Origin of the sequence: Streptomyces roseus, assembly GCF_001044425.1 — a bacterium.
Lineage (GTDB): Bacteria > Actinomycetota > Actinomycetes > Streptomycetales > Streptomycetaceae > Streptomyces > Streptomyces roseus.
Genome location: NZ_LFML01000163.1, coordinates 213,406 through 228,673 on the forward strand (window position 1 = coordinate 213,406; position 15,268 = coordinate 228,673).

Annotated in this window: 15 protein-coding genes; 12 read left to right on the forward strand and 3 right to left on the reverse strand. The window is 70.2% G+C overall.

Features of this window, described 5'->3' with window-relative positions:
- Positions 1-232: 232 nt before the first annotated feature.
- Entirely contained in the window at positions 233-871 is a 639-nt protein-coding gene (locus tag ACS04_RS34905; RefSeq protein ID WP_053081126.1) for a TetR/AcrR family transcriptional regulator, read from the reverse strand.
- A 101-nt stretch (positions 872-972) separates the two neighbouring features.
- Between ACS04_RS34905 and ACS04_RS34910 the strand changes: the two genes are divergently transcribed.
- From ACS04_RS34910 to ACS04_RS34920, 3 genes are all read left to right on the forward strand, one after another.
- Positions 973-1,377 (forward strand): Dabb family protein, encoded by a 405-nt coding sequence (locus ACS04_RS34910; RefSeq protein ID WP_048480874.1) that lies wholly within the window; start codon positions 973-975, stop codon positions 1,375-1,377.
- A 128-nt stretch (positions 1,378-1,505) separates the two neighbouring features.
- Positions 1,506-1,877: a nuclear transport factor 2 family protein gene (locus tag ACS04_RS34915; RefSeq protein ID WP_048480875.1), complete on the forward strand. Its 372-nt coding sequence runs from the start codon at positions 1,506-1,508 to the stop codon at positions 1,875-1,877.
- Positions 1,878-2,406: 529 nt separating this feature from the next.
- Positions 2,407-3,021 (forward strand): TIGR03086 family metal-binding protein, encoded by a 615-nt coding sequence (locus ACS04_RS34920; RefSeq protein WP_048480876.1) that lies wholly within the window; start codon positions 2,407-2,409, stop codon positions 3,019-3,021.
- Positions 3,022-3,224: 203 nt separating this feature from the next.
- On the opposite strand, the gene ACS04_RS38535 is transcribed toward ACS04_RS34920, so the two are convergent.
- Together ACS04_RS38535 and ACS04_RS34925 are read right to left on the reverse strand one after the other, a co-directional pair.
- The gene (locus ACS04_RS38535; protein WP_158977834.1) at positions 3,225-3,473 is read right to left on the reverse strand and encodes a hypothetical protein; all 249 of its coding nucleotides are present in this window, start codon (positions 3,471-3,473) and stop codon (positions 3,225-3,227) included.
- A gap of 314 nt (positions 3,474-3,787) precedes the next feature.
- Positions 3,788-4,747 (reverse strand): helix-turn-helix domain-containing protein, encoded by a 960-nt coding sequence (locus tag ACS04_RS34925; protein WP_048480943.1) that lies wholly within the window; start codon positions 4,745-4,747, stop codon positions 3,788-3,790.
- 258 nt (positions 4,748-5,005) lie between these two features.
- Here ACS04_RS34925 and ACS04_RS34930 point away from each other — a divergent pair, with 258 nt between their 5' ends.
- The 9 genes from ACS04_RS34930 to ACS04_RS34970 all read left to right on the forward strand — a co-directional run bounded on the left by ACS04_RS34930 (position 5,006) and on the right by ACS04_RS34970 (position 15,143).
- On the forward strand, positions 5,006-5,851 hold the full coding sequence (locus tag ACS04_RS34930; protein WP_048480877.1) for an SDR family oxidoreductase: 846 nt from the start codon (positions 5,006-5,008) through the stop codon (positions 5,849-5,851).
- A gap of 68 nt (positions 5,852-5,919) precedes the next feature.
- A complete protein-coding gene (locus ACS04_RS34935) occupies positions 5,920-6,366 on the forward strand; it encodes a nitroreductase family deazaflavin-dependent oxidoreductase (protein ID WP_048480878.1) in 447 nt (148 codons plus the stop codon).
- Positions 6,367-6,755: 389 nt separating this feature from the next.
- Positions 6,756-7,736 (forward strand): aldo/keto reductase, encoded by a 981-nt coding sequence (locus ACS04_RS34940; protein ID WP_048480879.1) that lies wholly within the window; start codon positions 6,756-6,758, stop codon positions 7,734-7,736.
- A gap of 307 nt (positions 7,737-8,043) precedes the next feature.
- The gene (locus ACS04_RS34945) at positions 8,044-8,583 is read left to right on the forward strand and encodes an NAD(P)H-dependent oxidoreductase (protein ID WP_048480880.1); all 540 of its coding nucleotides are present in this window, start codon (positions 8,044-8,046) and stop codon (positions 8,581-8,583) included.
- Positions 8,584-8,891: 308 nt separating this feature from the next.
- Positions 8,892-10,061 (forward strand): serine hydrolase domain-containing protein, encoded by a 1,170-nt coding sequence (locus ACS04_RS34950; RefSeq protein ID WP_048480881.1) that lies wholly within the window; start codon positions 8,892-8,894, stop codon positions 10,059-10,061.
- Between the two features lie 418 nt (positions 10,062-10,479).
- Positions 10,480-12,057, forward strand: coding sequence for a Mu transposase C-terminal domain-containing protein (locus ACS04_RS34955; RefSeq protein WP_048480882.1), 1,578 nt, complete (start codon positions 10,480-10,482; stop codon positions 12,055-12,057).
- On the forward strand, positions 12,058-12,816 hold the full coding sequence (locus tag ACS04_RS34960) for an AAA family ATPase (protein ID WP_048480883.1): 759 nt from the start codon (positions 12,058-12,060) through the stop codon (positions 12,814-12,816).
- A gap of 543 nt (positions 12,817-13,359) precedes the next feature.
- Complete coding sequence (locus ACS04_RS35925; protein ID WP_063839344.1) at positions 13,360-14,334, forward strand: hypothetical protein; 975 nt, start codon at positions 13,360-13,362, stop codon at positions 14,332-14,334.
- A complete protein-coding gene (locus ACS04_RS34970) occupies positions 14,331-15,143 on the forward strand; it encodes a hypothetical protein (RefSeq protein WP_048480885.1) in 813 nt (270 codons plus the stop codon). The genes ACS04_RS35925 and ACS04_RS34970 overlap by 4 nt, the downstream gene beginning before the upstream one ends.
- The last annotated feature ends 125 nt before the right edge of the window (positions 15,144-15,268 follow it).

Genomic DNA, 15,268 nt, shown 5'->3' on the forward strand with positions numbered 1-15,268 from the left:
GTCCATACCCGCAACAACGGCCGGCGCCCCCGCCGGTCACCCCCGGCGGCGGTTCGACCTGGAGTTGTCGGGCGTACCGGTTCACGGAAAGCGCCACCGCTCGTCAGGCTTTCCTGACATCGTGACTGTGTCAGGAATGGGGAGCGCACTCACAGGGCGGCTTGCCAAGGACCTGCCGGACACCGGCGACAGCGCCGGGACGTCGAGCGCAGCCGGTAGCGAGGTAGATCGGTCAAACGGTGGGTCGAGGGAGACGAGTGGCCGCCAGCGCGGCGATCGTTCCGTCGGTCAGGCGCTGGATCGCGGGGCGGTCCAGCGCCTCCCGCCGCACGAGGACACGAAAGTAGAGCGTGCCGATCATGTGGTCGAGCGCGAGATCCAGGTCGCAGTCGGCAGGGAGTTCGGCACGCTCGATCGCTCGGCGTAGCACGCCCTCGGCTTGGGCGCGCCGCGGTGCCTCGACCGTCTCGCGAAGGGTCTCGGCCAGAGCGTCGTCCCTGCCTGCTTCGGACAGGATCGCGGGAATGATGCGGGCGGCCAGCGGGTGCCGCATGCCGTCGTAGGTGGCGGTGAGGAATGCGACCAAGTCGCCACGCAGCGTGCCGGTGTCGGGCATGTCGACCGTGTCTGTTGCGACGTGCGCGATCATCGCGGCCACCATGTCGGCCTTGCTCGGCCACCGCCGGTAGACGGCGGCCTTGCTGACCGCCGCGCGTTTCACGATCGCGTCCACCGACAAGCGTCCGTAGCCGACGGCGGCCAGCTCTTCGAAGAAGGCGGACTGGATCGCGGTGGTGGTGCGGTCGTCGAGGCGGGGCCCGCGCCGACCGCGGCGAGCACCGCCCTCGGCCGGGTTCAGCGATGAGGTCACCGGCGTCACATTACCCGAGACGGAACGGTTGCGTCTCGGATGTGACCACTGCTAGAAATACCCAAGACGAGACGGTTCCGTACCGAGTTTTAGGAGTAGCTGTGATCTTCCACATCAACCGCTTGACGCCCAAGGCCAACCTGGGTGACGAGCAGGTCGAGGCCTGCCTCGACCTGCTGCGTGAGGTGGGCGAGACCTGTCCCGCCGTGAAGTCGTACGTGGTCGGCCCGCACCCCGTCGAGGGCTTCGCGTACGGAGCCGTTTTCGTGATTGAAGACCTCGACGGCTACTACGAGTACCTGAACCATCCCGCGCACCTCCGCCTCGAACTGGAGGGCATCGGACTTCTCGCGCGGTTCGAGGCCTTCGATCTCACCGACTCCGACGACCCGGAGATCAAAGCGAAGATCGAGCAGGTGCAGGCCCGGCATTTCGCCGAACACCCCGAGATCGCCGCACTCGTGGCACAGGCCGCCTCTTTCACCAGGCCCGGTGGCGAAGGCTAACGGCCTCGTCGTCCTGAACCGCGCCACCTTGCCGTGCGCCCGGCCACATCCCTGACGAAGCGCCAGGCCTAGCGCCCGCATTCAGACCGCGCCCAGCGCGCTGCAACCCGCAAGACCAGGAGCTCGCGATGAACACGAACGACCCGATCGACCGGCTCAAGAATGCGATCAACTCCCACGACCCTCGCCAGGTCGCTGACTGCTTCACCGCCACCTATCGGTCCGAGACCCCGCATCGGCCGCAAGACGGCTTCACCGGCAGCGGCAGGGTGCTCACGAACTGGACCGCCATCTTCGGTCAACTGCCCGACATCCAGGCCGAGGTCCTGCGCCGCGCCACGGACGGTGCCGAACTCTGGTCGGAATGGGAGATGGTCGGCACAACCCCGGACGGCGCCAAGGCTGTCATGCGCGGGCCAGTCATCATGACGACCCGCGACGGACGCATCGACTGGACACGCTTCTATCTCAGCCCTGTCGCAGTCAACGCCGATCGCTGAGCCGACCCAAGGGCCTGGCACCCGGAAGGAGCCGACCGCCAGGCGGCTCCAGTCGGCGACCGCACCGACCAAACGGCTCAAACGAGGCCCCGCTCCGCTGCCCTTCAGCCGCAACCGAGAGACCGGCCGGGCGCGTACGAAGCGGCTTGAGTACGCTCACCATCCGCGTGATGACAGTCTGCCCGCCGAGCCAACGTCAGGGCCGGCCCATCAGCCGGCACCACGGTCGATCAGAAAGGTGGCAAGGCGCTCGTACAGCCACTGTGCCAAGCATTCGGGCGGCCACCGGCATGCGTCGGTGAGCTCGATGAGCGTGCGCAGCCGCTCTTGCCGCCGCCTGCCGCGTGGACGATGGGTACGGCCGGCCACCGCGCGCGGCACGCGTGATGTCTTCGACCCGCGTGTCGAAGTGGCCGCGCTCGAGGAACAGCTGTCGTGCCTCGGCCGAGATCGCCTGCCGAGTGGCCGCCGCCTATTCGGCCCGTCGGCCGGGACCCCGTGCTGCCATGCCCTATCACCAGGAGCTGTAATGATCTTCCCCGTGCTGAAGGATCTGGCGCGCCTGCTCGACGCGATCACGCTGGAGCAGGAAGACCTGCCGACGCCGTGCGACGAGTTCGATGTACGAACCCTGCGGCTGCACCTGCTCGGCTGGTTGGACTACTTCCAGGCCGCGCTCGCCGACCCCGCCGGCGACGTACGCCCCGATCCGGAGGCCCGGGTTAACGAGGACCGGTCTGACGGCCGGTCTGACGACTTCGCAGCGGTCATCGAGAAGCTCGACGCGACACTGCGGGCCGCCCTTGACGATGCGGTGGCCACGCGGAGCGTCAACGTGCCCAGGCTCGGCGGTGCCTATCCGGGCAGCGCGGTGATCGACCTGTTGCTGGTGGAGGTGCTCGGGCACGGCTGGGACCTGGCCCAGGCCACGGGCCTGGAGTGGCAGCCGGACCCGGCGGCCGCCGCGCACGCGCTCGCCGTCCTTCAGGCGATGGTCAAGCCCGAGTACCGCGGCCCCGGTCTACCGTTCGGCCTTGAGGTGCCGGTGTCCGCCGATGCGCCCGCCCTGGACCGGCTCGTCGCCTTCACCGGCCGCGACCCGGGCTGGGCGCCCCGCGGAAACCAGCCGGACAGGAGCCTTTAAGGCCGGGCGATCTCGCGGATTGATGAGAGCGACGAGCGATTTCGCGGTGCCGGCCGCCCCGCTGCGGCCGCGGGCCCTCGCGCTCTGCTTCCGCTACGGGGCTCGGTCGGTGGCGCGGGGGAACGCGAGGCTTGCGGGCGGCCCCGTTGCGCCGGGAGCGGCCGTCGCGCGGAGCTCCGTCTTCGGCTTCAGGCCCGCCTCATCTATTCGAGCACTCGTCCGAGGAAGCCGCGCAGGTAACCGGCGACGACGTCCAGGTGGCTCTCCAGCAGGAAGTGCCTGTTGTGCGCAGAGTAGATGTCAGTGCGGCGCAGGGTTTTGTCAGTCGGCGGACCCACTGTGCCCAGAGATCGCGGACTCGGTGGGCTGGTTGTGTTCACGAGTTTGGTGCCTTGTTCATTGACCGTGCGGAGACCGCGTCCGGCACCGGTAACGACGATGACCTTGCTCATGAGGTGGGTCGTTTCAGATGGATCAGGAATCAACGGGCCCGCTTGCGCCATGATCAGTGCGTAGCGGTGGCTCCGCCATCCCGCCTACCCCGCCCCGGGCGCCCGTACGGGGTACCGCCCTTCGGGATCGCCAGGGCGGTCAATCGGCCTTCCCGCAGATCAGAGCCGCGCGACGTCGACCGGTGGGTGCGTGCGCTGTCGATGACGTCCGCCCATTCGTCATGAGCCGACGCGGTCATTGGCATCGCCTCACTGCGCGGATCCGCACGTCACCCACTACCTCGATCGGGAGTATCGCGGCGCCTCGGGCGTCGTCAGGTGGGTGTCTCGGCCGAGTCGGCGGGCTCGGAGTCGTTGGCCGGCTCGTACTGGCCGATGTCGTCGTTGGTCGTGGCCCAGCTGGCCAGCAGGTTCAGGGCGTCCTGCGAGGGTGAGGCGGGCTCTGGGGTGTAGGTGAGGAGGAACTGGCTGGGGCCGTCGCCGACGGGGAAGGTCTCGAAGGGCAGGTCGAGGTCGCCCACGACCGGGTGGTGCAGGAGCTTCACGCCGGTGGTGTGCATCCGGACGTTGTGTGCCGCCCAGCGGCGACGGAACTCCTCGCTGCGGGTGGACAGCTCCCCGATCAGGTCCGTCAGCCGCCGGTCGTAGAGATCGCGGCCGGCTTCGGCGCGCAGCATCGCGACCGTGTCGCCTGCGACCTGGTCCCAGTGGCGGAAGAACGTGGTGGCGTGCGGGTCGAGGAAGACGAACCTGGCGTTGTTGGGCGGCCGTGCCGGGTCGGCATAGACGGGGGAGAACAGGGCGCGGCCGAGGAGGTTGGCGGCCAGGATGTCCCCGCGTCCGCTGAGGACGAAGGCGGGTGTGCCGGTCATCGAGTCGAGGACGCGCTGCACCGTGGGCCGCACGCGCTGCTGGGCGGGCCGGCGTCGTGGTGGACGGGTGGTGCCTGCGCCGCGCAGGAGGTCGAGCAGGTGGATGCGTTCGGCCTCGTCGAGCTGGAGTGCTTGCGCGATGCCATCGATGACGCCTTCGGAGACGCCGGTGGCGTTGCCGCGCTCCAGCCGGGTGTAGTACTCGCTGGAGATGCCCGCGAGCAAGGCGACCTCCTCGCGGCGCAGTCCGGTGACGCGCCGGCGCTCTCCGCCGTAGAGGGGCAGTCCGGCCTGCTCGGGGGTGACCCTGGCCCGTCGCGTGCCCAGGAATTCTCGGATCTGTGCCCGGAAATCGTCACGGATGTCGCGATTAGTGTCGAGAGGGTCGTTTCTTCCTGCCATGTGCTCCACTTTACGAGTGCTTCCTCAGGCCTGGGGGTCCCTGTCGGTACCCCTCTCAGCAGGGACTCCCACGTTGCCGGGGCGACTGGTTTTGTTGGTGGTGCACCGCCCACGGCGGTGTGAACGGCCCGGATACGGCGGCGCTCGTGCCGCCGATCTCCAGCCCCTCTGCGGGGCCGTCGGCGCTGCCGGGCTGCTGCCCGCATCACCACCGCACACACCGGGTGCCGGATCACGGCATCTGAAAGGAAGCCCCTCATGAGCAAGGTCATCGTCGTTACCGGTGCCGGACGCGGTCTGGGCACGGACATCGCCCGCGAGGCCCTGGTCGCCGGGCACCGGGTCGTCGCCACCGGCCGCCGCCCTGAGGAGGTCGAGAAGACCCTGGGCGGGCCGCAGGACAACCTGCTGGTCACCAGGCTGGATGTGACCAGCCTGGACGATGCTCAGGCCGCCGCGCAGGCCGCCGTCGACCGCTTCGGCCGCATCGACGTACTGATCAACAACGCCGGGAACCTGTTCACCGGCTACTTCGAGGAGATCTCGCCCGCGCAGATGCGCCAGCAGTTCGAGACCAACCTCTTCGGCCCGATGAACGTGACCCGCGCCGTCCTGCCGATCATGCGAAAGCAGCGCGCCGGCCACGTCATCACCATCACCTCGACCGCCGGCCTGGTCGGCATGGAATTCACCTCCGCCTACGCCGCCTCCAAGTTCGCCGAAGAGGGCTGGATGGAGTCCCTGCGCTACGACGTCGAGCCGTACAACATCCACACCACCGTTGTGGAGCCCGGCTACTTCCGCACCGAACTCCTCGTGGACGGCTCCACCACCTGGCCCGAGCTGTCCATCGACGACTACGCCCCGCGTACCGCCCCCAGGATCGCGGGCATGAAGAGCATGAACGGCCAGCAGCCGGGCGACCCCGCCAAGCTCGCCCGCGCCCTGCTCACCATCGCCGACCAGGACAAGCCCCTGCAGCGCTTCGTCGCCGGCGCGGACGCCATCGAGGCCGCCCAGGACAAGGCCCGCGAACTCCTCGCCCAGGCCGAGGCCTCCCGCGAGCTCGGCGGCAACCTGGCCCACGACGACGCCCACGCCTGAGCGAAACCCCCGCACCCGGGCCCAGGCGCAGCCGCCGCCGAGTGCATCTTCGACACCTTGGAGACACCATGCCACTCACAGGCGAGTACGAGCCGAACCCGGTGCAGTTTGTAGCCGACCAGGTGGAGCTGTACGAAAGCTCCGGCGGTACGCAGGGAACCACTCTCCAGGACCGGCCGGTGGTCATCCTGACCTCCTTGGGTGCGAAGAGCGGCAAGATCCGCAAGTCCCCGGTCATGCGCGTGGAGCACGACGGCTCCTACGCCGTGGTCGCCTCCGCGGCCGGAGCCCCCAAGCACCCGGTCTGGTACCACAACGTGGTGGCCGACCCCCGGGTGGAGCTTCAGGACGGCCCGGTGCGCCAGGACATGCTGGCACGCGAGGTGACCGGGGACGAGAAGGCCGTGTGGTGGGCGCGAGCCGTCGAGGCGTTCCCGGACTACGCCGAGTACCAGAAGCAGACGGACCGTCAGATCCCGGTCGTCGTTCTGGAACCGGCCACCCAGGAGCACTGACACGGCACAGCCGGTCCAGCCTACGGATCTCCACCGCCTGTCCCTGGCAGCACCAGCGCCGGTCATCGGCTGAGAGCGACCGGCTCGGATCCCCCTGCAAGGCCACTGCGAGCGCGGCCACCGGGACGAAGCCATGCGCATCACCGACGAGCCCGGCGTCGATGTCGTCGGCGCCGGCCTACGACGACGCCCGCGCCTGAGCGACACGCCCCGCACCCGGCCGAGTCAGAGCCGCCGGGTGCGCACACGGCAACTGACCCGCTACCCGGGGACCGCGCCTTCGCCGACAGCGCGCGGTCCGTCAACTGGTGGCGCACCGCACTGGTCATGGCGCTCACAGGACATGACCATCCACCGGGCCTGACGGCCCCTACGACAAGGAGTACCTGATGAAGCACGTATCACTGGGCGGGCTTGATGTCTCCCGCATCGGCCTGGGAGCCATGACCATGGCCGGCACGTACACCACCGGCGGGGGGCTCGATGACTCCGAGTCGATCCGCACGATCCACCGGGCGCTGGACCTGGGGGTCACCCATATCGACACCGCCGAGATCTACGGCCCCTTCCACAGCGAGGAAGTCGTCGGCAAGGCCATCATGGGCCGTCGCGACCAGGTCGTGGTGGCGACGAAGTTCGGTCTCGTCTCCCATTCCGGGGGCGGCCCCGGCGTGATCGACAGCAGCGCCGGCAACGTGAAGACCGCGGTCGAGGGCTCGCTCATGCGGCTCGGCACCGACCACATCGACCTGTACTACCAGCACCGCGTCGACCCGAACACGCCCATCGAGGAGACCATCGGCGCGCTGGCCGAGCTGGTAGCCGAAGGCAAGGTGCGCCACATCGGACTCTCGGAGGCCGGACCCGACACGATCCGCCGCGCACACGCCGTGCATCCGGTGGCCGCGCTCCAGACCGAATACTCCCTGTGGACCCGCGACGTCGAGGCCGAAATCCTCCCGCTGCTGCGCGAACTCGGTATCGGGTTCGTCCCGTACTCGCCGCTCGGCCACGGCCTGCTGACCGGGCAGATCCGCACCGTCGACGACTTCGCCGACGACGACTGGCGCAAGACCAACCCGCGCTTCACCGGTGAGAACTTCCAGCGCAACCTGCGCATCGTCGACGAAGTACAGACCATCGGCGCCGAGATCGGCGCCACCCCGGCACAGACCGCGCTGGCGTGGATTCTCACCCGCGGCAACGACATCGCCCCCATCCCCGGAACCCGGCGGGTCTCACGCGTCGAAGAGAACACCGCCGCCGACGCCATCGAACTCAGCCCCGCTCAACTCGAGCGCCTGAACAACCTCACACCGGCCGCGGGCGAACGCCACGACGAGGCGAACATGTCCACCATCGACCGCTGACCGCCCACGCCTTCGCAAGGACTGCGCCGCAGTCGCCGCGGCCCTACTGGCCGACGACAGTCACGCGGGCGCCGCGCAGGAAGCAGTCACCCACGACGAGATCGCCGTACGCGATCACCGCGGGCAACCCCTACGTCACGGCAGGCGCCCCGCAGTACGCCGCTGCGGAGTTCGCGCTCCCCAGCTCACTCCTGCGCACGCGGAGCGCGGGAGCAGGACTGACGTCCCGGCGAATTCCTGGCCCGCACCCGACCAAGCCGCACCACCCGTTCACCCATTTCCCTGATCACTGCAAAGGTTCTCCATCGTGTCCAAGGTTCTTCTTGTCATAGGCCACCCCGACCTGTCCCAGTCGAAGGCCAACGCGGCGCTCGTGGACGCCGTCCGCGATCTGGCCCATGTCACCGTGCACGACCTCTACGCTACGTACCCCGACTTCCAGATCGACGCCGACGCCGAGCGGGCGCTGCTGGCCGAGCACGACGTGATCGTCTTCCAGCACCCCGTGTTCTGGTACAACACCACTCCGCTGTTCAAGCAGTGGCAGGACAAGGTCTTCACCTTTGGCTGGGCCTTCACCATGGATGGCTCGTCCTCGCAGCTGGCCGGCAAGAAGGCGATCGTCGCCGTCACCGCCGGCGTCCCCGGCGACCACTACACCCCCGAAGGCGCGAACCAGGCCACCCTGGAGACCCTCCTCAGCAGCTGGCACGCGACCCTGCGGCTGTGCCAGTTCGACATCCAGCCGATGGTCAAGGTGTACGGCACCGCCTTCGGCCTCTCCGACGAGGACCTGGCCATCGCCGCCAAGCAGTACAACGAACTGCTCGCCTCCTTCGCCGCCTGACCGCGCTCCCATCCACCGCGCTCGCTCTCGTCGACCGGCTACGCAGCGGTGATGCTCCCACCGGCCCCCGGCCGCTCTTCACCCGATCGGCGTCGAGCAGCCGGAGGCCTGTACCCGGCGGCCACCCGCGCCCCTGAGATCAATGCGCTGCCGGCCCGACCAGCGCCCCGACGCCTTCCTGCCCGACCTCGCCACGGCACTGAACAACCAGTCGGGCCGGGCCGGGCTGGGGGCGACACGAAGAAGCACTGGACGCGATCACTCGCGCCTTAGCAAGCCACTCCTCTTGAGAGGTCACATTGAAAACCATGATCCATTCTGAATCGGCTGGGCCTGCCGTCCAAGGCCACTGCGACGAGCGGTTCGCCTCAGTGCGAGCCGCATTCGAGGAGAACTTCCGGGAGCACGAGGAACTGGGCGCCGCGGTGGCCGTGCAGGTCGACGGGCAGACCGTGGTGGACCTCTGGGGCGGCTGGGCGGACGCCGCGCGCACCCGGCCCTGGGAGCGGGACACCGTGGTCAACGTGTGGTCCACGACGAAGGGGCCGACGGCGCTGGTCGCGCATCTGCTGGCCGACCGGGGACAGCTCGACCTGGACGCCCCCGTGGCGACGTACTGGCCGGAGTTCGCCGCGGCCGGCAAATCGACCGTCCTCGTACGTCACCTCCTTTCACACCGGGCGGGCCTGGCCGGACTGCGCGAGCCGCACAGCCTGGCCGACGCGTACGACTGGGAGCTGACCACCGCGCGGCTGGCCGCCATGGAGCCGTGGTGGGATCCGGGCACGCAGTCCGGCTACCACGCCCTGACGTACGGCTTCCTGGTCGGAGAGGTGGTACGGCGGATCACCGGTCTGCTCCCCGGCGAGTACCTGCACCAGGAGATCACCGGGCCACTGGGCATCGACTTCACGATCGGCCTGCCGGAGAAGGAGGCCGGGCGGATAGCGGAACTGGTTGGCCCGGCCATGACGGCCGCAGTCCAGGCGGCCTTCGCGGAGCTGCCGCCCGTCGCCCTGGCCTCCCTGGCCAACCCCGTCATCACGGCTGCCGACGCCAACACCCCCGAGTGGCGCGCCGCCCATCTCCCGGCTGCGAATGGCCACGGTACGGCCCGCGCGGTCGCAGCACTCTACGGGATCTTCGCCCACCGGGGCATCGCCGACGGCCGCCGCGTGCTGTCCCCCGAGGCCGCCGAGCGTGCCCGCCAAGGCCAGGGCGTGTGCCGCGATCTGGTCGTCGGCACGGCCTACGAGAACGACACGGAGATCGCCCTGGGCATGTGGCTCGGCGGCCAGAACGCCACCTACGGCCCCAACCCCCGCGCATTCGGCCACGACGGCACAGGCGGCTCCTTCGGCCTGGCGGACCCGGAGGCGGACGTCAGCGTGGGGTACGTCATGAACCGCATGGGCTACGGCATCGCCGACGATCCGAGGAAGAAGACTCTGATCGACGCGGTGTACGCGGCGCTATGACCGTTTTCGGCCTTCAGCCGATGGCTAAGCTGTACGGCACTGCCTTCGGCTTCTCCGTCGAAGAGCTGGCCACCGCCGCCAAGCAGTACAACGAACTGCTCGCCTCCTTCGCCGCCTGACCGCACTCCCACCACCGCGCCCGCTCTCGTCGACCGCGACGCAGCAGTGATGGTCCCACCAGCCTCCGGCCGCTCTAAGCCCCAACCGGCGTCGAGCGGCCGGAGGCCTGTACCCGGCGGTCAACGCGCCGCTGAGATCTCTGCGCTGCTGGCCGACCAGCGCCCCGACGCCTTCCTGCCCGGGATCAGCGTGGACGGGCCCGGGACGACTGCCCGCCGATCGCCCCGCGTTCACTCGTACGGATGGACGGGAGAGGTGTCCCGAACGCGTTTCAGTACGCTGCCGGAGACTTCCGATCATGGAGGGCGCGGAGGAGTCGAAGCGTGCTGCGGCGGTGGCACGGCTGATCCAGCTGCGTGACGCCGAACAACTGTCGGCCGCGCACGTGCGCCTGGCCGCCGAGGGCCTGGGAGTCAGTGAACGTACGGTGTGGCGGTGGCTGGCCGCGCCCGCCCGTGTCCCCGAACACCGCGGGCCCGAGCCGTACGTGCTGAGCGAGACGGACCGGGAGGCGTACGCCCTGTACCGGGGGAACGTCTCCGCCGTGCACCGCGCCCGCCAGGCCGTGGTGGACGGCGACGGCACCACCGCCGGCGCCCCGGTCCCCGACTTCCTGCGCGAGGGATGGGCGGGCGCCGCCCCCGTCGCGCTGCGCACGATGCAGGTCGCCTTCAACCGCGAGCTCACCCCGGCCGAGCGGGCCGCGTGGAAGGTCGGCGAGTCCGGGCGACGGGCGAAGTCGGTGTACCTGCGGCGCCCGGACGAGGTGAGGGGCCGGGTGTGGGAGATGGACCACAAGCAGCTGCCGATCCTCGTGCACCCGCCCAAGGGCAAGCCGCTCTCCCCGTGGATGACCACGATCGTCGACGACGGCACCCGCGCCCTGCTGGGCTGGTCGCTCGCGGTGAGCCCGCACGCGGGCACGGTCCTGACCGCGATGCGCATGGCCCTGGTCCACGACGCCGACGTCTCGCCGTTCGGCGCGGTCCCGGCCCGCGTACGGATCGACCGCGGCCTGGAGTTCGCCGCCGGCACCATCAAGGACGTGATGGACGCGCTGTGCGTCACCGTTCACCGCCTCCCAGCATTCACCCCGCACCGCAAGGGCAAGGTCGAGCGGGTCAACCTCACCATCGAGCAGACCCTCATCTCCCTGATGCCCGGCTTCACCGGCGGCCCCCGCGACGCGTCGGGCCGCCTGTACGGGCCCATCGGCGACAGCCCGGCCGCCAAGCGCGCCGCCGAGAAGACCGGCGGGCCGATGCTCCTGGACGACTTCGTGGCGCGGCTCGCCGCCTGGGTGCGCTGGTACAACACCGAGCGCCCGCACCGGATGCTGGAGGGCCGCACCCCGCTGGCGGCGTGGCAGGAGGACGAGGCACCTCTGCACCGGATCGACGCGGACAAGCTGCGCCATCTGCTGCTGGCCGGCGATGAGCGCACGATCCAGAAGGACGGCATCCACCTGGGCGGCCACGCCTACGTGGCGTCCGAGATCCACGGACGGGTCGGCCAGGTCGTCCAGATCCGCTACATGCCGCACGACGACCGGTCCATCGAGGTCTACCTCGGCGGCAAGCACCTGTGCACCGCTCTGCCGACCGGAACGCTCACCGCCGAGCAGACCGACGCCTTCCGTCTCCAGCAGCGCGAGGAAGCCGCCCGGCTCGGCCGCGAACGCCGCAAGGCATCCCGCCGGGCCCGCCGCGAGCTCGCGCCGATGACCGGCGACGGCACCCCGGCCGCCGAATCCCGGCTCGTCGCGGACAAGACCGGCCGCAATTCCTCCCGCCAGGCCCTGGACGCCGCCCTGCGCGCCCGCTCCTCCACCTCCCTGCTCGGCATCATCCCGATCATCAAGAACGAGGAGAGCTGAATGCCCCGGCACTTCGCCGACCTGACCGGCGCCGCGACGCTGCCTACCGGCACCTTCCAGCTCGCCCACCGCATCGTGGACGACCTCGTGAAGAACAACGCCACCGGCGTCATCCACGGCCCGGCCGGCACCGGCAAGACGTACGCGGTCGAGTCCGCCCTGGAGGACCAGGCCGCCCGTGGCGGTCCCGCGGTGTGCTCGCTGTCCTTCACCGCCCGCCCGACCATGCGCCTGGTCGCCGACCACCTCCTGGCCGCCCTCACCGGTATCGCGGCCCCCAAGTCCCGCAACCGGTTCCACATCACCAACCGGCTCCTGGACCTGCTGTCCCACCCCAAGCGCCTGGTTGTCGTGGACGAGGCCCAGCGTCTCAACAGCGACTGCATCGAACTGCTGCGGCACCTGCACGACGACCCGAAGACGAAGTTCGCCCTGCTCTACGTCGGCGGCGACGGCTGCTGGGAGGTCCTCTCCCGCGAACCGATGCTCCGCTCCCGGGTCTTTCGCCGTCTGCCCTTCCGCCCGCTGACCCCCCAGGAGATCCCCACCCTGATGCGGGACTACCACCCCATCTACACCGGCGCGGACGACGCCCTGCTGCGGCAGATCGACGAGCTGTACGGACAGGGCACCATGCGTGATTGGGCCGCCTTCACCCACACCGCCGCCGGACTGTGCCAGGCCGCCGGCCGGCCCCGCATCGACACCGAGGTCATCGACAACGCCCTCACCCTCCTCGGCGGCGGCGTTTATGCCTGAGACCAGGCCGGCGCCGAACGTCCTCAACCGGGTCCTGCCGCCGGGCCCTCGCCTGGTGTTCGTCCGCAACCCCGGCGACGACCACCGCATCGTGCACCGCCTGGCCGCCGTCGAAGGCCCCGGTCGGCTCGTCATCCGCCCGACCCCCGGCGGCCGCACCAGCGACCTCGCCCTCGACATCCTCACCGCCACCGGCCGCAGCCCCGCCACCCTTCTCGCAGACCGCACGCCGGCCCCCGATGCCTGGCGCCAGGCCGCCGCCTGGCTGGCCACTGACCAGATACGCCACCTCGTCATCGACCGCGGCCACCAGCTCCCCGACGGCGCCCTCGACCTGCTCGCCGAACTCGGCACCCGCGCGGATGCCACCGTGTGGCTCATCTGGCCCATCACCGAAGACGACGCGTTCGTAAAGCCGCCCATTCGCGCCTTCCACGACGCCGGCTACCGCTTCCAGTCGATCGGCCTGACCGAGTTCGCCCGCGAGCTCCCGTCCTCGCCCCGCTCCCTCACCAGCCCCCTGCGCGCCGACTCCAACACTCCGTGGGCCGAAGGAGTCGGCCCTGTCCTGCCCATGCAGGACTTCCCCGTCTTCCTCGCTCACTGCCGCACGAAGCTCCCGGGCAACACCTTCACCGCCCTGAACGAGGTCTACGGCGCGAGATCCACCTGGCCGACCAGTGGCTGACCCGCCGCGGCCTGGTCGGCCACTCCACCAAGCCCGGCACCCTGCGGCACACCCGGGCCCTCGGCGCCCGCCTCACCTTCTACCTGCGCGACCACCGCATCGGCCCAGCACCCGACCAGGCCCACGCCCTCGTACGGCTCCGCGGCGTCCAGGTCGCCCTGTTCCTGCGCGGCTACCTCCTGCGGTGGCAGTACGAGACCCTCGGCACCGCTCCCACCACCCGCCTGCTCAGCCAGCTCACCGAGCGCCTCTGCCACAAGATCCGCACCGTCGCCTCACCCGAAGCGGCCGCCGCGACCGCCCTGTCCATCCACTTCTCCCACGGACCCACCGGCTTCGGCCTGATCACCTGCGGCAACACCGCCCCCGACGGCCGCAGCGTCCGCCTCCCCGTCACCGGCAGCCCGTACGAGCCCGAGGAGACCCGCTACCTGCGCGTCCCCGGGCGGTGGAAGTTCCACCACCACACCCCGCACGAGCTCAACGCCCTCCAGGTCCTCCACCTCGAATCCGACGACCCGGTACCCCTCCCCGCGCACGCCGCCCCGCTCGTCGCCGCCCACCTCGCCTACCGCCGCAGCCAGGGCGCCACCGACAACGACCCCCTGTTCATCCACGACAAGGACCCCGGCCGCAAGAGCCCGGAACTCCACCTGCGCGAAGCCGTCATCCGCACCTGCCACCGCATCCACTTCAACCCGGCCTGGCTCCACCGCTCCCACTGCCGCCACGGCGACGAGACCGCCCACGACGCCGCGGCCGCCGGATGGATGCACTACCGGGGCCTGGACCTCATCGCCCTCAGCGACGACGTGCGAGACCGCCTGTGACCGCGCCCTACTTCGTCCGCCGCGCCCCGCGCCGCGAGGGCCCGCAGCGGCGCCGGGACTCCGTGCAGAAGTCGTACGTCATCAAGCGGCGCCTCCTGGCCGCCGGGATGACCGGCTGGCAGCTCGCCGACCTCCTCGGCGTCCACGAGCACCAGATCGACCTCGAAGAACTCCCCGACCTGCCCGTCCGCGTCCTACTCGAACTCGCCCGCCGCCTCGACATGCACCCCGCCGACCTGATGCCGGGCTCCGACGACCTCTTCGAGTTGCCCCGCCAACGCCGGGTAGCCGACCGCCGCCCGGTCGGCGCCGACCACGACGCGCTCACCGTCCTCACCGCGCTCGCGTACGCGGACGACCCCCTCACCGCTGACGCTCTCGCAGCCGCCCTGTCCTGGACCCGCCACCGGACCGACACAGCCCTCGACCACGCCCGCACCCACCCCGACACCGGCGGCGTGCTCCTCCTGCGGCACGTCCCACCCGAGGCGTACACCGTCACCCCGCGCCTCGACATCCTCGACGCGTACCAGGTCGACGCCCTCACCGGGCGGAAGAAGTCCAACGCTGCCGTACGCGGCCCGATCCAGCCCACCGAGGCCGAGGTCCTCCTGCGCGTCTGGGTCGACGGAGGCATCGACCCCCACGACGCCGCGCAGCGCCAGGCGCTGGAAGACCTCGCCGCCGCCGAGATGGTCAACCCTGGCGGCATCGTCGACCGCTTCCACGACAACGTGCTCTACAGCCTCCTGGGACTCCCCGCGTCGTCACTGCCTACTGACAACAACTCTGCGTTCCCACTGACATAACCCTGCGCATCTCACTGACATCAACCCTGCGCACGACAGTGCCCGCCGTTGACCAGGTGAACCTCCGCCTCCTTGGCGTCGCGGGCGAAGGCCCGCGCCCCCGCCGGGCCGAAGATTTCGTCGTT